Source organism: Mesonia mobilis DSM 19841 (genome assembly GCF_000423405.1).
GTDB lineage: Bacteria > Bacteroidota > Bacteroidia > Flavobacteriales > Flavobacteriaceae > Mesonia > Mesonia mobilis.
Map to the genome: position 1 here is coordinate 13,913 of NZ_AUHX01000001.1, position 18,009 is coordinate 31,921.

19 protein-coding genes are annotated in these 18,009 nt (G+C 34.4%); 6 read left to right on the forward strand and 13 right to left on the reverse strand.

The window, feature by feature from the left end; all coding sequences use genetic code 11:
* The first annotated feature begins 35 nt into the window (after positions 1–35).
* Positions 36–1,478 carry a glycoside hydrolase family 30 protein gene (locus G551_RS0100040; protein WP_027883633.1) on the forward strand — a complete coding sequence of 481 codons (1,443 nt, stop codon included), beginning with the start codon at positions 36–38 and terminating at the stop codon, positions 1,476–1,478.
* 25 nt (positions 1,479–1,503) lie between these two features.
* Entirely contained in the window at positions 1,504–3,810 is a 2,307-nt protein-coding gene (locus G551_RS0100045) for a glycoside hydrolase family 3 N-terminal domain-containing protein (protein WP_027883634.1), read from the forward strand.
* 72 nt (positions 3,811–3,882) lie between these two features.
* Here the strand turns inward: G551_RS0100045 and G551_RS0100050 are convergent, their stop codons facing one another.
* The 5 genes from G551_RS0100050 to G551_RS15140 form a co-directional block, all read right to left on the reverse strand.
* A complete protein-coding gene (locus tag G551_RS0100050; protein WP_156876725.1) occupies positions 3,883–4,125 on the reverse strand; it encodes a hypothetical protein in 243 nt (80 codons plus the stop codon).
* Between the two features lie 57 nt (positions 4,126–4,182).
* Positions 4,183–4,914: a head GIN domain-containing protein gene (locus G551_RS0100055; protein WP_027883636.1), complete on the reverse strand. Its 732-nt coding sequence runs from the start codon at positions 4,912–4,914 to the stop codon at positions 4,183–4,185.
* Positions 4,915–4,938: 24 nt separating this feature from the next.
* On the reverse strand, positions 4,939–6,711 hold the full coding sequence (locus G551_RS0100060; protein WP_027883637.1) for a PspC domain-containing protein: 1,773 nt from the start codon (positions 6,709–6,711) through the stop codon (positions 4,939–4,941).
* Positions 6,695–7,048, reverse strand: coding sequence for a PadR family transcriptional regulator (locus tag G551_RS0100065; protein WP_027883638.1), 354 nt, complete (start codon positions 7,046–7,048; stop codon positions 6,695–6,697). The genes G551_RS0100060 and G551_RS0100065 overlap by 17 nt, the downstream gene beginning before the upstream one ends.
* Positions 7,049–7,310: 262 nt before the next feature.
* A complete protein-coding gene (locus G551_RS15140; RefSeq protein WP_051191142.1) occupies positions 7,311–7,823 on the reverse strand; it encodes a DUF4870 domain-containing protein in 513 nt (170 codons plus the stop codon).
* 200 nt (positions 7,824–8,023) lie between these two features.
* Between G551_RS15140 and G551_RS0100075 the strand changes: the two genes are divergently transcribed.
* Together G551_RS0100075 and G551_RS0100080 are read left to right on the forward strand one after the other, a co-directional pair.
* Complete coding sequence (locus G551_RS0100075; protein ID WP_027883639.1) at positions 8,024–8,479, forward strand: DUF4442 domain-containing protein; 456 nt, start codon at positions 8,024–8,026, stop codon at positions 8,477–8,479.
* Positions 8,480–8,648: 169 nt separating this feature from the next.
* On the forward strand, positions 8,649–8,843 hold the full coding sequence (locus tag G551_RS0100080) for a hypothetical protein (protein ID WP_027883640.1): 195 nt from the start codon (positions 8,649–8,651) through the stop codon (positions 8,841–8,843).
* Between the two features lie 54 nt (positions 8,844–8,897).
* On the opposite strand, the gene G551_RS0100085 is transcribed toward G551_RS0100080, so the two are convergent.
* The 8 genes from G551_RS0100085 to G551_RS0100120 form a co-directional block, all read right to left on the reverse strand.
* Positions 8,898–9,842 carry a hydrogen peroxide-inducible genes activator gene (locus G551_RS0100085; protein WP_027883641.1) on the reverse strand — a complete coding sequence of 315 codons (945 nt, stop codon included), beginning with the start codon at positions 9,840–9,842 and terminating at the stop codon, positions 8,898–8,900.
* A gap of 119 nt (positions 9,843–9,961) precedes the next feature.
* On the reverse strand, positions 9,962–10,372 hold the full coding sequence (locus G551_RS0100090) for a DUF2141 domain-containing protein (RefSeq protein WP_027883642.1): 411 nt from the start codon (positions 10,370–10,372) through the stop codon (positions 9,962–9,964).
* Positions 10,373–10,479: 107 nt separating this feature from the next.
* Positions 10,480–11,811, reverse strand: coding sequence for a DUF58 domain-containing protein (locus G551_RS0100095; RefSeq protein WP_027883643.1), 1,332 nt, complete (start codon positions 11,809–11,811; stop codon positions 10,480–10,482).
* Position 11,812: 1 nt separating this feature from the next.
* Positions 11,813–12,826: an AAA family ATPase gene (locus tag G551_RS0100100; RefSeq protein ID WP_036243122.1), complete on the reverse strand. Its 1,014-nt coding sequence runs from the start codon at positions 12,824–12,826 to the stop codon at positions 11,813–11,815.
* A 38-nt stretch (positions 12,827–12,864) separates the two neighbouring features.
* Positions 12,865–14,061, reverse strand: a complete 1,197-nt coding sequence (locus tag G551_RS0100105; protein WP_027883645.1) for a DUF4350 domain-containing protein — start codon at positions 14,059–14,061, stop codon at positions 12,865–12,867.
* A complete protein-coding gene (locus G551_RS15145) occupies positions 14,061–14,807 on the reverse strand; it encodes a DUF4129 domain-containing protein (RefSeq protein ID WP_036243002.1) in 747 nt (248 codons plus the stop codon). The genes G551_RS0100105 and G551_RS15145 overlap by 1 nt, the downstream gene beginning before the upstream one ends.
* Positions 14,808–15,680, reverse strand: coding sequence for a hypothetical protein (locus G551_RS0100115; protein WP_036243005.1), 873 nt, complete (start codon positions 15,678–15,680; stop codon positions 14,808–14,810).
* Positions 15,658–16,638 (reverse strand): stage II sporulation protein M, encoded by a 981-nt coding sequence (locus tag G551_RS0100120; RefSeq protein ID WP_027883647.1) that lies wholly within the window; start codon positions 16,636–16,638, stop codon positions 15,658–15,660. Before G551_RS0100120 ends, G551_RS0100115 begins: the two co-directional genes overlap by 23 nt.
* Before the next feature lie 36 nt (positions 16,639–16,674).
* Between G551_RS0100120 and G551_RS0100125 the strand changes: the two genes are divergently transcribed.
* Together G551_RS0100125 and G551_RS0100130 are read left to right on the forward strand one after the other, a co-directional pair.
* Complete coding sequence (locus G551_RS0100125) at positions 16,675–17,388, forward strand: RDD family protein (protein WP_027883648.1); 714 nt, start codon at positions 16,675–16,677, stop codon at positions 17,386–17,388.
* Complete coding sequence (locus G551_RS0100130; RefSeq protein ID WP_027883649.1) at positions 17,389–18,009, forward strand: trimeric intracellular cation channel family protein; 621 nt, start codon at positions 17,389–17,391, stop codon at positions 18,007–18,009. It begins immediately after the preceding gene.

Genomic DNA, 18,009 nt, shown 5'->3' on the forward strand with positions numbered 1-18,009 from the left:
TTAGCCAATCATCTGCCTAGATATTTTAAATAAATATGAAAAAAATACTTCATAAATGCATCGGAGTTTCTTTAGGTATTGCAATGTTATCAACGTTTAGTTCTTGCATCGGCGATTCTAAAGCAAATTCTTCCGAAGAAAAAAATAAAAGCTTAGGCAATGTTTATATTACAACCTTCGATCAAGAAAAACTTTTAGCTGAAAGTGAGATCACAAATTCTGAAACTCAGAATGCTGAACAATTATCGGTTATTAAAATTGATGCTGACAAAACCTACCAAACGATGGATGGTTTTGGTTATACTTTAACCGGTGGTAGCGCGATGCATATTCACCAAATGTCAGATAAAGTTCGTCAAGATTTATTACAAGAACTCTTTGCACGAGATACCAATAGCATTGGCGTAAGTTATTTAAGAATAAGTATTGGCGCTTCAGATCTAGATGCAGCACCATTTTCTTATAACGATCTACCGGAAGGCGAAACCGATAAAAATCTGGAGCATTTTTCTTTAGCTAATGATACACTACATTTAATTCCGGTACTAAAAGAAATCATTAAAATTCAACCTGAAATTAAAATTTTAGGTTCTCCTTGGTCACCGCCAAAATGGATGAAAACCAATAACGATACTCGCGGCGGAAGTTTAAAAGAAGAATTTTACGATAGTTATGCCAATTATTTCGTAAAATATATTGAAGAGATGAAGGCTGAAGGAATTACGATCGATGCTATTACTGTACAAAATGAACCTTTGCATCCCGGCAACAATCCAAGTTTATTGATGGAAGCTGAACAGCAAAAGGAATTTGTAAAAAATCATTTAGGGCCAATTTTCGAAGAAAATAATATAGAAACCAAGATCATTGTTTATGATCACAATGCCGATCGTCCCGATTATCCCATCACGATCTTAAACGATTCTGTAGCGGCAAAATATATAGATGGTTCTGCATTTCATTTATACGGTGGTGAGGTTGATGCGATTTCGAAAGTACACGAAGCGCATCCCGATAAAAACCTATATTTTACAGAACAATGGGTAGGAGCTCCTGGCGATTTTGCTAAAGAAATGAATTGGCATACTGAAAATCTAATAATCGGTGCGACTAGAAATTGGTGTAAAACTGTTTTAGAGTGGAATGTTGCTGCAGACGAAAATCAACAACCGCATACCGATCGTGGTGGTTGTGATCGTTGCTTGGGCGCAATAACCATTAAAGGAGATGAGGTTACCCGTGAACCTGCGTATTATATTATTGCGCAAGCTTCAAAATTTGTAACGCCTGGTTCTGTTAGAATCGAATCTAATTTACTGGAAGAATTACCTAATGTTGCTTTTAAAACTCCTGAAGGTAAAATTGTAGTGATCGTTCAGAATAAAAATAAAAAAGCGCAATCATTTCAACTTCAATTAGAAAATGAAACGCTTAAAGTGAAATTACCTGCAGAATCGGTTGGTACGTTCGTTATTTAAAAAATCCCCAAAAACTATAAACTTTATGAAATTATATTCACTATTTCTAGGAGTGTTTTTGCTCTTCGGAAATTTTGCTCAGGCGCAATTAAACAGTACAGCCCACGATCAAGAGATCGAGTCGTTAATCAATAAAATGACGATTGAAGAAAAAGTCGGGCAAATGACGCAGATCACGCTCGATGTGATCACAAAAGGAGACGATATTTATTCTAGTTACGAACCTTTTGAGTTAGATCAAGATTCGTTAAACAAAGCTTTGATAGATCATCATATTGGTTCGGTGTTGAATACGGCGAATAACCGTGCATTAACGCCACAAAAATGGTATTCTTTAATTAGTCAAATTCAAGAAACTGCATTAAAAGATCGATTAGAGATTCCTGTAATTTATGGAGTAGATATGATTCACGGAGCGACTTATACGGTGGGAGCTACAATGTTTCCGCAGCAAATTGGTCAGGCGGCAACCAGAAATCGTGACTTAGTAAAAAAAGGAGCAGAAATCACAGCTTACGAAACCAGAGCGAGCAGTATTTCTTGGAATTTTTCTCCGGTATTAGACTTAGGAATGGATCCTCGATTTCCTAGAATTTGGGAATCTTTTGGTGAAGATCCTTATTTAATTTCAGAATTAGGCGTAGAAATGATCGATGGTTATGAAGGTGAAAACAATGACCTTTCGAATCCGGAACACGTAGCGAGTTCTTTAAAGCACTTTTTAGGTTATCACGCGGCTACTTCAGGGAAAGATAGAACACCTTCTTACATTCCTACTTCAGCATTACGCGAATATCATTTGCCGTCTTTTAAAGCTGCTGTCGAAGCCGGAGCGCATACGATTATGATCAATAGCGGAATCATTAATGGAATTCCTGTTCACGCCAATAAAAATTTATTGACGGGTTTACTTAAAGAAGAATTAAACTTTAAAGGTTTAGTCGTGACCGATTGGGCAGATATTGAAAATCTTCATCGCCGTGATCGTATTGCTAAAGATAATAAAGAAGCAGTGATGATGGCCATTAATGCCGGTATAGATATGTCGATGGTTCCTTATAAATACGAAGTTTTTTACAATAGTTTGGTTGAATTGGTAAAAGAAGGAAAGGTAAAAGAAGAACGAATCGATGATGCCGTAAGACGAATTTTACGGGTGAAATTTGCGTTGAATTTATTTGAACATCCTACGACCAATCCAAAAGATTATCCTGATTTTGGAAGTAAAGATTTTGAAAATGCAGCTTACAACACCGCAGCAGAATCGATTACTTTACTAAAAAATGAAGAAAATATACTTCCGCTTAAAAAGAATGCGAAGATTTTAGTGACCGGTCCTAACGCTAATAATATGCGAACTTTAAATGGGGCGTGGACGTATTCTTGGCAAGGTGAAAAAACTCCAGAATACGCACAAGATTATAACACGATTCTGGAAGCACTTCAGCAAAAAGGAAAGAAAAAGAACGTGACTTACGTTCCCGGAGTGAGCTATAAAATGGATGGGAAATATTATGAGCAAGCTCCGGATCAGCTAGAGAAAGCAGTTTTAGAAGCTAAAAAAGCAGATGTGGTGATTTTATGTTTAGGCGAAAATACCTATACCGAAAAACCGGGAGATTTAAACGATTTGTATTTAAATGGACATCAGGTTGAATTAGCTCAAAAAGTTGCTGCCACGGGAACTCCGGTAATTTTAGTTTTAAATGAAGGTCGACCAAGAATTATTAGTAAGATCGAACCAAAAATGAAAGCGGTTGTACAGACTTACTTACCAGGAAATTTTGGAGGTGATGCCTTGGCAGATATCTTATTTGGAGAAGTAAATCCTTCTGGGAAGTTACCTTACACATATCCAAGATATCCAAATGCGACGATCGGTTACATTCATAAACCTTCTGAAGAGCAAAAGAAAGCGGAAGGCGTTTATAATTATGAAGCCGATTATAATCCGCAATACAGATTTGGTGATGGTTTAAGTTATACCACTTTTAAATATTCAGATTTAAAAATTAATACAACTGAGATTGGAGCAGGAGAGAAGCTACAAGTTTCAGTAAAAGTGACGAATACAGGAGATAGAAAAGGAAAAGAAGTTGTTGAATTGTATACTTCAGATTTGTATGCGAGTAAAATAACTCCGGATGTTAAGCGACTTAGAAGATTTACGAAGATTGAATTAGCGCCTGGTGCTTCTAAAACGCTTGACTTTACAATTTCAACAGACGATCTAAAATATGCCGATCAAAATGGTAAAAGTATTCTTGAAGCCGGTGAGTTTAAAATAATGATCAAAGATCTAGAAGAAAGTTTTTTTGTGAAAGAAGACTAGTTTTCAATTTGTGTTTAAAAGAAAATCCCCTGCATTTGCAGGGGATTTTTGTTTTAAGTTTGTGGAGAAAAATTACTCGTCTTTATATTCGATTTTTTTCTTCTCGATATTTCCGTTTTCGTCTTTTTTGATTTTTACTTCTTTTTCGCTGTCTTCGATCTCGATTTTTTGTCCGTCGCTGCTTGTTTCAATTTTAGCATTTTGTTCAACTTCAACACCTTCAACCTCTTTGGTTTCTTTTTCTTTTGTATCACGACAAGAAACTAATGCTAAGCTAAATGTAAAAGCAAGCATTATAAATTTAAATTTTTTCATTTTAAAATCTATTTTGGTTAAGACAATAAAAGTAATCAATTATATCTTAAAGATTTGCTAATCTTCTTCGTGATCAATATTACCGCCCGAAATACTTTCGTTGGTAGAAATTTTTTCAGGATTCCCATAGTAGTCAATATTTCCGCCAGATGATGCACTTGCTTTTAAAGAACCTTCATTGTAAATATCAATATTACCGCCAGAACTTGCTGCTACAACACATTCTTTTGTTTTTAAATCTTTGCCATCGATTCTAGAACCGCTGCTAGATTCTCCATCAAAATAAATTGAAGTTCCTTCTAATTCTACTCTGGCTCCGCTGGAAACATCGACAATTGTTTTCTTCACTTTTAATTCTAACTCGATTGAAGAGCCACTACTAGCATCGATCGTAATTTCTTCTTGTTCAAAAATATCGTCAGAATCTATAGAAGAACCACTACTAGATTTTATAGTGGTTAAATTCTCTGTGTAATAAAGCGTTAATTCTCGCGTACCCGATTGAATATTATTTTTACTACCTAAGGTAAGACGCTCGTTATTGATGTAATAATCTAATTGTTCGATTAAATTTTCGTTTGCACGAACAACAATTTTATTTTTATCACTTTTAATAAGGTTTACCTTCCAACCACTTTCTGTTTTAATTTCAGAAAAGTTCTCGTCTAATGTAATTTCTTTGGTAATTACTTCGCCTTTACCTCTAATACCAGAAATATCGAATTTACAAGCTACTACTAACGTGGTGACCATCGTTAGTAGTAATAATTTGGTGATTTTAGTTTTCATTTTTTTTTTCAGTTTTAGTTGGAATTAATTTGTAGTTGTTGAATCGACTTCCGGTTGATTTATTTCTTGCTGATTGGTACCAGTATTCTCTTCTTCTTGGTACCATTCATCATCGGTTTCATAAGAAGTAGGCTCTTCATCATCTTTATAATGATCGCCAGATTTCTCTTCAAAGAAATGATCATCGTCATCTTTATCTTCTACCGGACAAGTTTTACAAATCGTTTCTTTATGACCAATGGTTAAAAAGTGACCTTCTTGACCTTGTAAAAGAATATCGCCATTATAACTATAATTTAAATGATACGAAGCTGTATTTTCTTCCGCTAAAAGTGTGGTGCCTTCTGGTAAATAAAGTACAATCATTATTTCTTGATCGCTAAACATAGTTTCTGCAGGTGTAGTAAAAAAACCATCTAACGTAAGGGTGTTGTTACTAAAGTTAGTTGAATAGTTGATGGCTGCAGCACGTTCTTTAGCTACTTGATAACTTTTACCTTCTGCACCTTTGGTAATTTCTAGCTTAGCGACGGTATCTCTGGTAGATTTTACGATAAGTCTAATATCTCTTGAATACAGAATTTTTTCTGAATTTTTATCGAATTTAATTTCCATATCGCTGTCTCTTCTTAAAGTATTTCCGTAGAAATTGTCTCCTTGCATTGCTAAAAACAAAGTATCGTTGGCAGAAATTGGTAAAGTTTTGGTTTCGATCACTTCACCTTCAAAAGCACGTTCGGTAGCTTGTCTTACGCCAAGAAAAGCAATTACAAATATCGAAATTAGCCATAAACCTAAAAGTCCTAGTTTTACCGGCGTACCAATAGATCTTAAATTGGTCACCAAGATTTTTAAGCCTAAGATGAATAAGAAAAAGATAGGAATACCGGCAGCAAAGAAAATAAGTAAACTTCCCAGCCAGATAGGAATCCCGATGTTGGCCATTTCAACATAATCGATCCACGGCGCATCAAAAAGTCCGAAAGTTCCTACGCTTAATAAGGTAAATAAAAGTCCGATCAAGCCAGATCCTGCAAAAAGTATGATTAAAATACCAATAAACTTTACAAAGACTTTTAGTAAAGTAACAACAGCATTTCCTAAACTTTTGAAGAAATTGGTAGCGCCGCTATTTACTTTTTTACCATATTTTTGGTAGTCTACATCTTTCATTTTATCGGCAACAGAATCAAAACCTTCTTTTACTTTACGTTCGATGTTACTAATATTAATGGGCTCGCCACGCATTTCTAATTTTTCTGCAGTGGTTAACGCTTCTGGCATAACGATCCAGAAAATTAGGTAAACGAGTAAGAACGTTCCGCTGGTGATAATAGTGGTGATAATAAAAATTATTCTCACCCAAACTGGATCGATACTAAAGTAATGCCCTAAACCAGAACTTACCCCAGAGATATAAGAATTATCGGGATCGCGGTATAATTTTTTATTTCGCTTCTCGGTTTTTGCTTCGGTATGTTTAGTATTAGAGTAAGAAGAATGTGATGTTTCTTCATCTTCAAAAATATCGTCATCGACTTTGTAGTCTTCGGGTTGCCCCATAATTTCGATCACGGCATCAACTTCTCTCATCCCGATCACTTGCTTATCTGTTTCGCGTTTTTCAGCAAAAAGTTCAGCAATACGCGCTTCTATATCTTGTATAATTTCTTCACGACCTTGAGAATCGGTAAACGAATGTTTGATGGCATCGAGATAGTTTTTCAGCTTTAAAAAAGCATCTTCATCGATATGAAAAAATATGCCTGCTAGATTTATATTAACTGTCTTGTTCATCTTGATTAGTTTTTGTCTTGGTTACAATAGAAACTGCATTTTGTAAATTATTCCAGGTATCGGTAAGTTCTGCTAGAAAATGTTTGCCGGTATCGGTAAGTCCGTAATATTTTCGTGGCGGTCCGCTGGTAGATTCTTCCCAACGGTAACTTAGTAATCCTGCATTTTTTAGTCGGGTAAGTAGTGGGTAAATTGTACCTTCTACGACCAATAGTTTTGCGTCTTTTAGCGTATCTAAGATTTCTGCTACGTAGGCATCGTTTTCATCTAAAATAGATAGAATGCAATACTCTAAAACGCCTTTACGCATTTGCGCTTTGGTGTTTTCAATTTTCATAAGGCATTTGTTTTATATGCGTTAAACTGTTCATTTTTTGATTGAATTTTTGATGAATGAAATATTAATTGATACAACTATTTTCCAGTTGATGAAGTTGGCAAATAGAAGTTTTTGTGGTAATAGAATCTAGTTGCTGATGAGGCGATTCTATTAATTTTGTGTGGTTCGATGGTAGTTTTGTTTTTTTCACTTTTGGTAGCGTGTGCGACAAAACAAGTGCGGCTAAGAATGAAAGTAAAATATTCATAAGATTGATGGTTTAAAGACTGGTTTGAAAGTTTTCTTCTTGAAGATCTTGCTGTTCTTCTGAAGTAAGCTGAATAAAATTGATGGTTAGTGGGTAACGATAAGCTTTTCCTTCACATGCTCTTACTGCAGCATTGATCACACATAGAATTTCTAAGAAAAATAAACCGATGGTTAAAATAATTACCACGCCTGCAAAAATCATAAAAGGCATAGTAAAAAGCGGAGAGTGATTACTTATCACCAAATCGTTACCGGCAGAAAAATAAAATTGATCAAGGTTACCTAAATTAACTCCTAAAGTTAATAAGCCAAAAATGGCAATACTCGCTAGAACGCTGGCATAAAGAAATAAACTAATCTGAAAGTTTAAACTTCTTTTGGCGTGTGCACTCACAAATGGCTTCTCTTTGTGTAAAACCCATATAAAAATTGGTACAAGAAAATTACCTAGCGGAATAAAATACTTACTAAATGCTCCTAAGTGAGCAACTGAACTGATTGTTTTTTGATTGATAGATTGCATAGTAAACTAATTTCTTATGCAAATATATATCTAAAAAAAGGTATTATGCAATACAAAGTACTAAAATTTAACATTTGCGTAATGCTGAATTATTCATGATTTTCAATTAGCTAGTAAATTAAATACAGTATTTATAGGCAATTACGTGATGATCTTAATTAATTTACTAACTTTAGAAATGCGTAAAATTTTTTTGATAAATGGAATTAACACCAAAAAAGATAAACCTGTTTACCATGATGAAGTTGCCATCAGCATGGTTTTGTGGAGTTCGATTAAAAAGTATTTCTGCTGAAAAAGCGACGGTAAATGTAAAACATCGGTGGATCAATCAAAACCCATTTAACTCGATGTATTTTGCCGTACAAGCGATGGCAGCAGAATTATCGACCGGTGCGTTAGTGATGCAAGCTATACAAGAAACAGATCATAAAATATCGATGCTCGTAGCAGAAAACAATGCCAGTTTTTCTAAAAAAGCCAAAGGAAAAATTACTTTTGAATGTCTTGATGGGAACTTAATTGCTGAAGCGATAAAAAAATCTATTCAAACTAAAGAAGGACAAACCTGTTGGATGAAATCGATAGGGAAAAATGAAGATGGAGTAGTAGTCTCTGAGTTTAATTTTATGTGGACTGTAAAATTGAAGTCTTAAATTTGAAGATATTTTAATATTAAGTAACGATTAGTTTAATAAAATGTGAACTTGATAAATTTAACTTATTTTATTGCTGAATATTCAAATAATTTGTAAATTAGGCAGGAATTAAAAAATAGCGCCTATAACCAACTCTACTTAAACTAACTTTAAACTATTCAAATTTATGGCAAGAGCGATGTTTGAATACACTAAAGAAATTTTAACCAAAGTAAGTTTCGATGTTTCTTTATTCTGTAAAGAAGTACAAAAGGCCATCAATCGCTTACTACCTTATGAACTTGAGGAATTAAAACTCTTTATTGTATTTTTATCGAAGCAAAACCCTCACCTTATCGCAAGTCTAACTTATTTAAAATAACTTAAAAAAGCCGCTTTTCTCAAAGCGGCTTTTGTTTTTTATAATGATATTCAATTAGTTTTTCTGCTGCAGCGGGCTAACAATTTTTACATTATTAAAAGCTACCGCTCCGCGTACTACGCCAGAAATAATTTGTTGTAGCGCTTCTATAATCTGCATTTTTAATTCACTTTTGTTATAGATCAAGCTTACTTCTCGAGCAGGAGAAGGTTCTTCAAACATTCTAAGGTTGTTACTTTCTTTTTCAGGTAATTCTAAGGTATGTAAATAGGGCAGAAGCGTCATTCCTAAACCTTCATTAGCCAACTTGATGAGTGTTTCAAAACTTCCACTTTCTAACTGAAAACTTGCATTGTCGGTATCTTTATTGGTTTTACAGATGTTTAGAATTCCTTCTTTAAAACAATGACCGTCTTCTAATAATAAAATATCATCTACATCTAATTCTTCGGGCTTAATTTTTTGCTCTTTCGACAAACGATGTCCCGGTGGAGTGTAAGCTACAAAAGGTTCGTAATATAAAACACGTTCTTTAATGGTTTCGTGTTCTAAAGGCGTAGCGGCAATGGCAGCATCTAAATGACCGTCTTGCAATTTTTCAATGATCGCTTCGGTATGTAATTCTTCAATTTTAAGCTTTACTTTCGGATATTTTTTAATGAAATTGGTCAAGAACATTGGTAATAATGTTGGCATAATGGTCGGGATAATCCCTAACCTAAATTCACCACCAATAAAACCTTTTTGTTGATCTACAATATCTTGAATACGATCACTTTCATTAACAATATTTCTTGCCTGAAATACAATTTTCTTCCCAACTTCAGTAAGTTCAATAGGTTTTTTGCTACGATCGAAAATTTGTACTTCTAATTCTTCTTCCAGCTTTTGTATTTGCATACTTAACGTAGGTTGAGTAACAAATACTTTTTGCGCAGCTTTCGTAAAGTTTTGATGCTCAGCGACGGCTAATACGTAATGTAACTGAGTTATAGTCATAACTATTTGTTTTTTAAATGCAAATATACTATAACTATCAAATAAATCTATTAAAAATTTGTGAAATATAAAAGTCAGAATTTTTAGATCCTGACTTATATAATTGTTTGAAATTCAGTTTAAAATCGTATCGAGATGGTATTGTTTTCTTCGGTAAGCTGAAACTTTGCGTCGTCCCATCTTGGCGGTCCGTAAAGCATTGGGTTGTTAGAAACGCCGTAATCTTCAGCAGGCATTCCGCTAGGTTCAAAATCCATTTTTTGATTTCCGTTAGCATCGTGAAAGCAAGAAATACCATATTCGCCAACAGGAACATCTTTAAAAACAACCGTTGCCTTGCCGTCGTTAATTTTTACTTGTTGCGAGTAATAGGGTTTTGTTTTTAAGAAATCATCTTCGGTGTACATTCCTAAAATTAGCTGACCTTCATCGTTAGCAATATTTTCTACTTCAATGGTAATGGTAGTAGTTTCTTGTGCTAAAACAAATTTACCTAAGGCAAGCATCACACAAATTAGAACAGTTTTCATCGTTTAAAATATTTAGTGGTTAATAACGATGTAAAGAAACTTCAACTTCATTTAAATAAAGAATAAGAGTTTCTCAACTGTAATTTAATACTGCTGAATTGTAATTTTTAAAGTAAACCTCTCGATTTTACTTCTAAATACTTGTTGATCGTATTGATCGTAAGATTTTTAGGAGTGGTAAGAACCGTTTGAATACCGTGTCGCTGAAGCTCATTTACCATAATTTGCTTATCGTTCTTAAACTGTCGCGCCACCGTTTGTTCGGTAATCTCAAAAACATTTTCTGTTTCTTTTTCGATCAAATCTTCTAATTCGGTGTTTTTAAAGAATACGACCACCAATAAATGTTTACGATTTAAAGCTTTTAAATAAGGAAGCTGTCTTCTTAATGACGAAATATGCTCAAAATTGGTGTAAAGCATTAACATACTTCTATGCGTAATTTTTCTTTTGGTATATGCATATAACGTACCAAAATCACTGTCTAAAAACTTCGTATCGATACTGTATAGCGACTCTAAAATGGTTTGTAAATGCGTTTTTTTACTAGAGGAAGCTAAAAATTTCTGAATTGTATTAGAGAAAGTAAGCAACCCGACTTTGTCATTTTTTTTCAGCGCAATATTAGAAAATGCCAGACTACTATTAATTGCATAATCTAATAGTTTTAGACCTTCAAAAGGCATCTTCATTACTCGGCTGGTGTCGATAATCGAGTAAATAGGTTGCGATTTTTCATCTTGGTATTGGTTTACCATTAAATCGCGATGTTTTGCCGTCGCCTTCCAGTTAATGGTTCTAATATCGTCGCCTAAAACATATTCTTTAATTTGTTCAAACTCCATCGTATGACCAATACGTCTCACTTTTTTTAAGCCGGTCATTGTTACGCGACGATCCATTGCTAGAAAGTCGTATTTCTTCATCTGAATAAAAGAAGGATACACTTTTACCGATTGATCTTTGTTGAATTTGAATCTTCTCTTTGTTAGCTTCAACCCAAATTTTACATAGCAATTTAAACTTCCGAAGGTATAAACACCACGTTCTACCGGTCGCAATAAATAGGTAAATAAAGTTTCTTCTTTTGCTGAAATTGAAATTTTCTTTAAAAAATCTCTTTTTTGAAACTGAATAGGAATCTCATCGATCACTTCAATCTCGGTGTTGAAGCTATATTTGCTCGCTAAATTAATGATCACTTCATTTTCATCACTATTCGAAAATTTTTCAGCCAGCACGCGATCGCCCGATAAACCATTGGTTTTAAAAAGGGCAACAATTTCTGCAAATACAATTACCACAAAAGCAATCACCAATAACCAGATGTACGGATAAATGGGTTTTGCCCAATAGGAAAGCAAAAATAGGGCTGCGAAGCCAAAAAGCGCATAAAAAAAGCGCTCGCTAAAGTATAGTGATTTAATGAGCTTGATCAAATTACCTTGGGATTTCGATAGATTTTACAATCATTTCAATCACATTTTCGGTACTCATTCCTTCCATTTCTTTGTCTGGTGTTAAAATGATACGATGCCCAAGTACCGGATTTAATGATTTTTGAACATCTTCCGGAGTTACAAAATCTCTACCGTTAATTGCCGCAAAAGCCTTTGCAGCATTCATAATGGCGATCGATGCTCTTGGTGAACCTCCTAAAAATAAATGCGGATGATTTCTTGTTTTGGTAACGATTTGCGCGATGTAATTAATGATCTTTTCTTCAATTACGATCTCGTGAATTTGCGTTCTGTATTTGTTCAGCAATGCCGGCGTGATCACGGCTTCAATTAAATCGGTCGGATTTTTCTGTTTGCGCTCGTGATGCGATTGTAAGATCATCACTTCTTCTTCAATCGAAGGATAATCTACTTTTATTTTGAAAATAAAACGGTCTAATTGTGCTTCTGGTAAAGCATAAGTTCCTTCTTGTTCTACCGGGTTTTGCGTGGCCAAGACCATAAATGGCGGTTGCATTTTATGTTCTTTACCGTCGATGGTAACTTGGCGTTCTTCCATCACTTCAAAAAGTGCGGCTTGCGTTTTTGCCGGCGCTCGGTTAATCTCATCGATCAAAACAATGTTTGAGAAAATAGGTCCGGGTTTAAATTCAAACTCAGAAGAATTTGCGTTTAAGATCGAAGTTCCTAACACGTCGCTCGGCATAAGATCTGGTGTAAATTGAATTCGGCTAAATTCAGTTTTAATCGACTTAGCGAATAATTTGGCAGTAACCGTTTTGGCAATCCCGGGAACTCCTTCAATAAGAACGTGACCATCGGCTAAAAGTCCAACGATAAGCAATTCAACAAAATCTTTTTGCCCAACAATTACTTTCGATAGATTGTCTTTTAGTTGGGTTACGGCAGCTTTTAATTCATCTAAAGGAATGCGACTATTAAAACTTATATCTTGATTTTCTTCTGTTGAAGAAGTATTTTCTATGGGTTGCATTGGTTCTTGTGAGAACTCTTTTTCCTGTTCATTTTCCATTACATATTCTTTTTAAATTGAATAATTAAGCGGTTAAGTGCTTCGATATCTTTTTTAGTTACGCTAGGTTTTACCTCTAGCGCTTTTATTTGGTCAAATAATAGATCGATTTCTTCTGAAGAAATTTTGGTTTGTTGCTCGATTAATTGACGGTAATTTTTCTGTTCTTTTACGTTTATTTTAAATTCTTTTTGAAGGAAGATAAAAAAATGATCTCTAATTTTTTGAGCTATTGTGCGATAATCTTTTTGGTCTAAATACATCCCGGCGATGGTTCGCGTATAATCGTAAGTTTGGTTTCTTAACGGATCGACCACCGGTATGCTTTTCTGCTTTCTTTTTCCTTCAAAAAAGATAAACAAAATTGTCGCGATAATTACAAAATAATAGGCCCATTTAAAATAGCGATTACTTAGTAGAATGTAAAGCGGCGAGGTATGAATAATCTTGCCGTTTTTATAATGATTATCCCAATAGATCGTTTCTTGTAAGTCTAAATAGGCTAAGAATTTTTCTGCATATTCAAAGTTTTCTCCGTCCAATAAAAAATAATTAGTAAAGGCTTGCGGAGAGCTATGCAGCAAAAATCGGCCTTCACCAAATTTGCTTTCAACAAAATTGGCTAGACTATCATTTTGTAGAGAATTATCGTCTTTTACTTTAGCAATGCCTAAAACTTTTTGTTGCTTACCGTTTAGTGAATCAAAATATTCTAGCGTATGATCTCTGTTGAATTCGTAATATTTTTCGCTTCTTAAATCTTTATTGGCAAAATTGTATTGCGGTATGTTTTCAAGTCCGTTTTTTCTAATTTTTTGATCGTTAGTGATTTTTAGCGTATCGAGTAACGGATAGCTAATGTAACTGGCAGAAATTACTGCGGTATTTCCTTTTTCTACCCATTTTAAAAGTTTGTTTAATTCAGCAGCATCGATCCCTACAGAAGCGTTTAAAAAGAAATAAGTACCGGTAGTGGAGGTATCTTCTAAAAATTCGAATGGCGGAATATTAACTTGTTCCACTTTAGCGACTTTTTCTAAACTTTCATAAAATACAAAAGTACCCTGCGGAATTTTATCGGTGATCGAATAGCTGGGATACCAGTTTACCGGATCTTTTTGATTGGCTTCTAAAAAGATAAGCATTGCCAGTAAAGCAAGTAAAGCGCCTAATATGATTTTATAACTTCTGCCCATTATTGTAATTGCGTTTTAATGGCTGCAAAGTCTTTTGAAGCGTGTTGATATTCTTCTTCAGAAATTGTAAAATCACCGTACCAAACAAAATCGTACCATTTGGTGATTTTTTTAAACTGAAGTTTGAGTTGTTCTGATTCAATTTCAGCTAAATAATCGTGATTGGTTTTTTGAAATTGATAATCGATAATTTCTTTATTTTTTAATTCACGCAATACCAGTAAATAAGAATAGCGAATCGCCAGACGGTATTGTTGGTTTTCTAAAGCATCTGTAATAAGCTGATTAATATCTTCGGTATAAATAATTTTTTCTTCTTCAGATAAAAATACCTCTCCGGTTTCTTTATCACCAAGATATTCACCGACAGGATTGAGTTTTATAAAAAGATAAACGGCAAAACAGATGATAAGAAAAAGAATAATATAAGGTAAACTCTCAATAAGAAAAGCCACTAAACCATCGGCTTTATAATCGCCCAATAGCCAATGCCAAAAGTCACTCCAAATATTGGCTATCCATCTTTTAAATTGGTACCACCAAGATTTTTCTGCACTAACTTCGGTATAATCAAAATCGCTATCATTTTTATAGTCTTCTAATTGTACTTCATCAAAAGATAAGGGAGTAAGGTTTTGAGTTTTATCGTACTCAAAATTTTGTGATACTAACGTGTCTTCTTGCGCTATACTTAGATTAGCGGTAAAAAGTAAAATAGAAAAAATAGCGTATTGAAAATAGCTCATTTACTCGTCTTTCCCTAGGTTTTCGATACTTTCATAAGCTCCGGTATGATTTTTTTGTTCATTTAAGTTGAAGTAAATAAAACCTATACATACTGAAAGCATACCGTAAATAATGTACGAAAGTGCGCTTCCCACAATGTTTAGCGTTAAATAAACCCAATCGAACATAGACGACGGGTCTGAAAACGTACCTTCATTAACGTAAGTAATGGTTTTTGTAAGTGTATAAATAATTGCAGGAAGTTGAAAAATAAGCGCAATTACATAAACGATAATCCCCATCAGTAAAAGCGTGAAAAAGCTAATCCACCAATTTTCTTTAATTAAGCTGAAAGCGTAAGAAATAGTTTCAGAAAAACCTAAGCGGTCAAACGTTCTTATGGCATAAACCAAGCAAAGTGGTACCGCTAGGTAAATACCCGGAAGGACACAAAAGATAGTTCCGGCAAAAATCATAATACTCACCGCAATACCTAAACCAAGATATGAAGACCAATTTTGGCTCATGCCTTCGCCAACTTCATCTACATTAATTTCACCATTATTTTTTATGTAAGATTTAATGCTTTGCATAATGGTCCCATTCATAAAAGCTTGGTAAGCCATCGATGCTAAAGACAAAAAGAAAAAGCCGGTGACCATATTAAAACCCCAACCTTGACCAATAACTCCGGAGGTAAAAAGATTGTTTCCTTGGCCAACGCTTACATAACTGTAATAACCCAACGCAAAAAGTTGTAATAAAAATACCGGACCGGTATATTTTAGTAAAGCTTTTAAAAGCGGTTTATAATTTTCTCTTATAAACTTAAAGGTATCGCTTAAAATCTCACCAAGATCTCGTTCTCTTTTAAACTGAATGTATTTCTGCATCTTTCGATTGTAATTTATTTAAATGTATTGGGTAATAAACGTAATAAAATAAAATGAGTGCCAAAGATAAGCTTATAATTAAAATAGCTAACCAATCGGGCATTTCTGTATGTCTGGTTACAAAACTTTCTAGAAAACCGGCAATCACAAAAAAGGGGACGGTACTTAATACCACTTTTAGGCCGACTTTCACACCATTTATAAAAGATGCCATTCGGCTAAAGGTACCGGGAAATAAAATACCTTTCCCAACAATTAAACCGGCACAAGCAGCAACAATAATTACAGAGATCTCGATAGTACCGTGAATCCAAATGGTTCTCACCGATTCCCAAAGTAAACCTTTTTCGTAAAAGAAATATTGAAAACTACCCAGCATAATTGCGTTTTGCATAATAATGTAAATAGTGCCAATCCCAAAAAACAAGCCTAAAACAAAGGCAAATAAACCTACTTTTATATTATTGACGGTAATCCCTAAAAACATATTCATCTCGCTCATCTCTTTATAAACCGCCATCGGGTCATTATTTTCGATATTCTCCAAAGTCATATTCACATAAGCATCTCCCATAATCGCACGAACAAAACTTTGATCGCTTCCGGCAGAATACCAGCCTACGACGGCAAAAAGCATAAAACATAAAAAGGCGATTAATAACTGCTTTTGGTAATGATAAAACTCTAACGGAAACTCTTTCGTGAAAAAAGTAATGAATCGGTTTCTAGATTCGCGCTTGCTTTTATAAATTTTTTGATGTGCTCGCGACGATAAGCTATTTAAGTATTGTAGCGTATTGCTATTTGGGTAAAACGTCTGCGCATAACTTAAATGGTCAGTCACTTCAAGGTAAAGTGCCGATAATTCTTCCGGAGGAATATTCATATTATTTTGAATAACCCTTTCAAATTTATTCCATTTATCCTTATTTTGCTTTACAAATGCAGCTTCACGCATAATTTCTGAAGATTGGATTTCAAAGAAACGTATTAAATGGATAATTTTCAAATAGAAACAGCTCAAAATGTTTCCATCAATCAAAATATTGCCAATTTAGGCGATCGAGTATTAGCTTATATTGTCGATGTGTTAGTGATGATCGCTTACATGATCTTAACCTCTGTGCTTTTGGGCTTTCTTTCTTTAGGAATGCGAGAACAATGGGTCTATATGCTAATTGTAGGTTTACCGCCATTTTTATACCCGATGCTTTCTGAAACTTTCTGGAATGGTCAAACTGTTGGTAAAGCATTATTACGAATTAGAGTTGTAAAATTAGACGGTTCTCGTGCCGGATTTTCTAATTTTGCGATACGTTGGTTGCTAGGGATGATCGAATTAGGAATGACTTCTGGATCTTTAGCTTTGGTGGTCTATTTGTTTAATGGTAAAGGTCAACGTTTGGGAGACATTGCTGCAAAAACCGCTGTAATTTCAGAAAAGCAGCGTGTTTTTTTACATCATACGTTAAATGTTGATGTTGAAGAAGATTATCAGCCACAATATCCACAGGTAACTATTTTTAACGATAACGAAATACAAACGATTAAAAATCTCTTTCAAAAAGCAAAGCGAGAAAGCAATCACGCGATTATTGTTTCTTTATCTAATAAAACCAGTGAAATGATGCAAATTACGCCTAACGAGAAACCGATAAAGTTTATCGAAAAAGTAATTGCAGACTATAATTACTACACACAACAATAAATGGATTATTATTTAATTATCGATATTCTTGGGGTGATCGCCTTTTCTATTTCTGGAGTGCTGTCTTCGATGAAAAAGAAAATGGATCCGTTTGGGATACTAATTATCGCTTTTGTTACCTCTGTTGGTGGCGGGACTTTACGAGATATCTTAATTGGATTTCCTGTGGCTTGGATGCGTAACCTTACCTATGTTCACGTAATTTTAGCAACCACCGTTTTTGCGATTATCTTCCGAAAAAAGCTAATTTTTTTTAGACGATCGTTGTTTCTTTTCGATACGGTGGGGATTGGATTGTACACCATAATTGGAGTAGAGAAGGGGCTTGCGGCAGATTTCCCTCCCATAATTTGTATCGCTATCGGTACGATGACGGCTTGTTTTGGTGGGGTAATTAGAGATATTCTTTGTAATGAAATCCCGCTATTATTTAGAACCAAAGAAATTTACGCCACAGCCTGTATTTTGGGAGGTATCACTTACTTTATCTTATTAAAACTTCAACTTAGTTCAGAAGTAGTATTTACCCTTTCTGGTGCGGTTGTAATTATCGTAAGATCCTTAGCAGTGTATTTTGATTTACGCTTACCTTCGGTATATTTTCATTCTGAAGAAAAATAA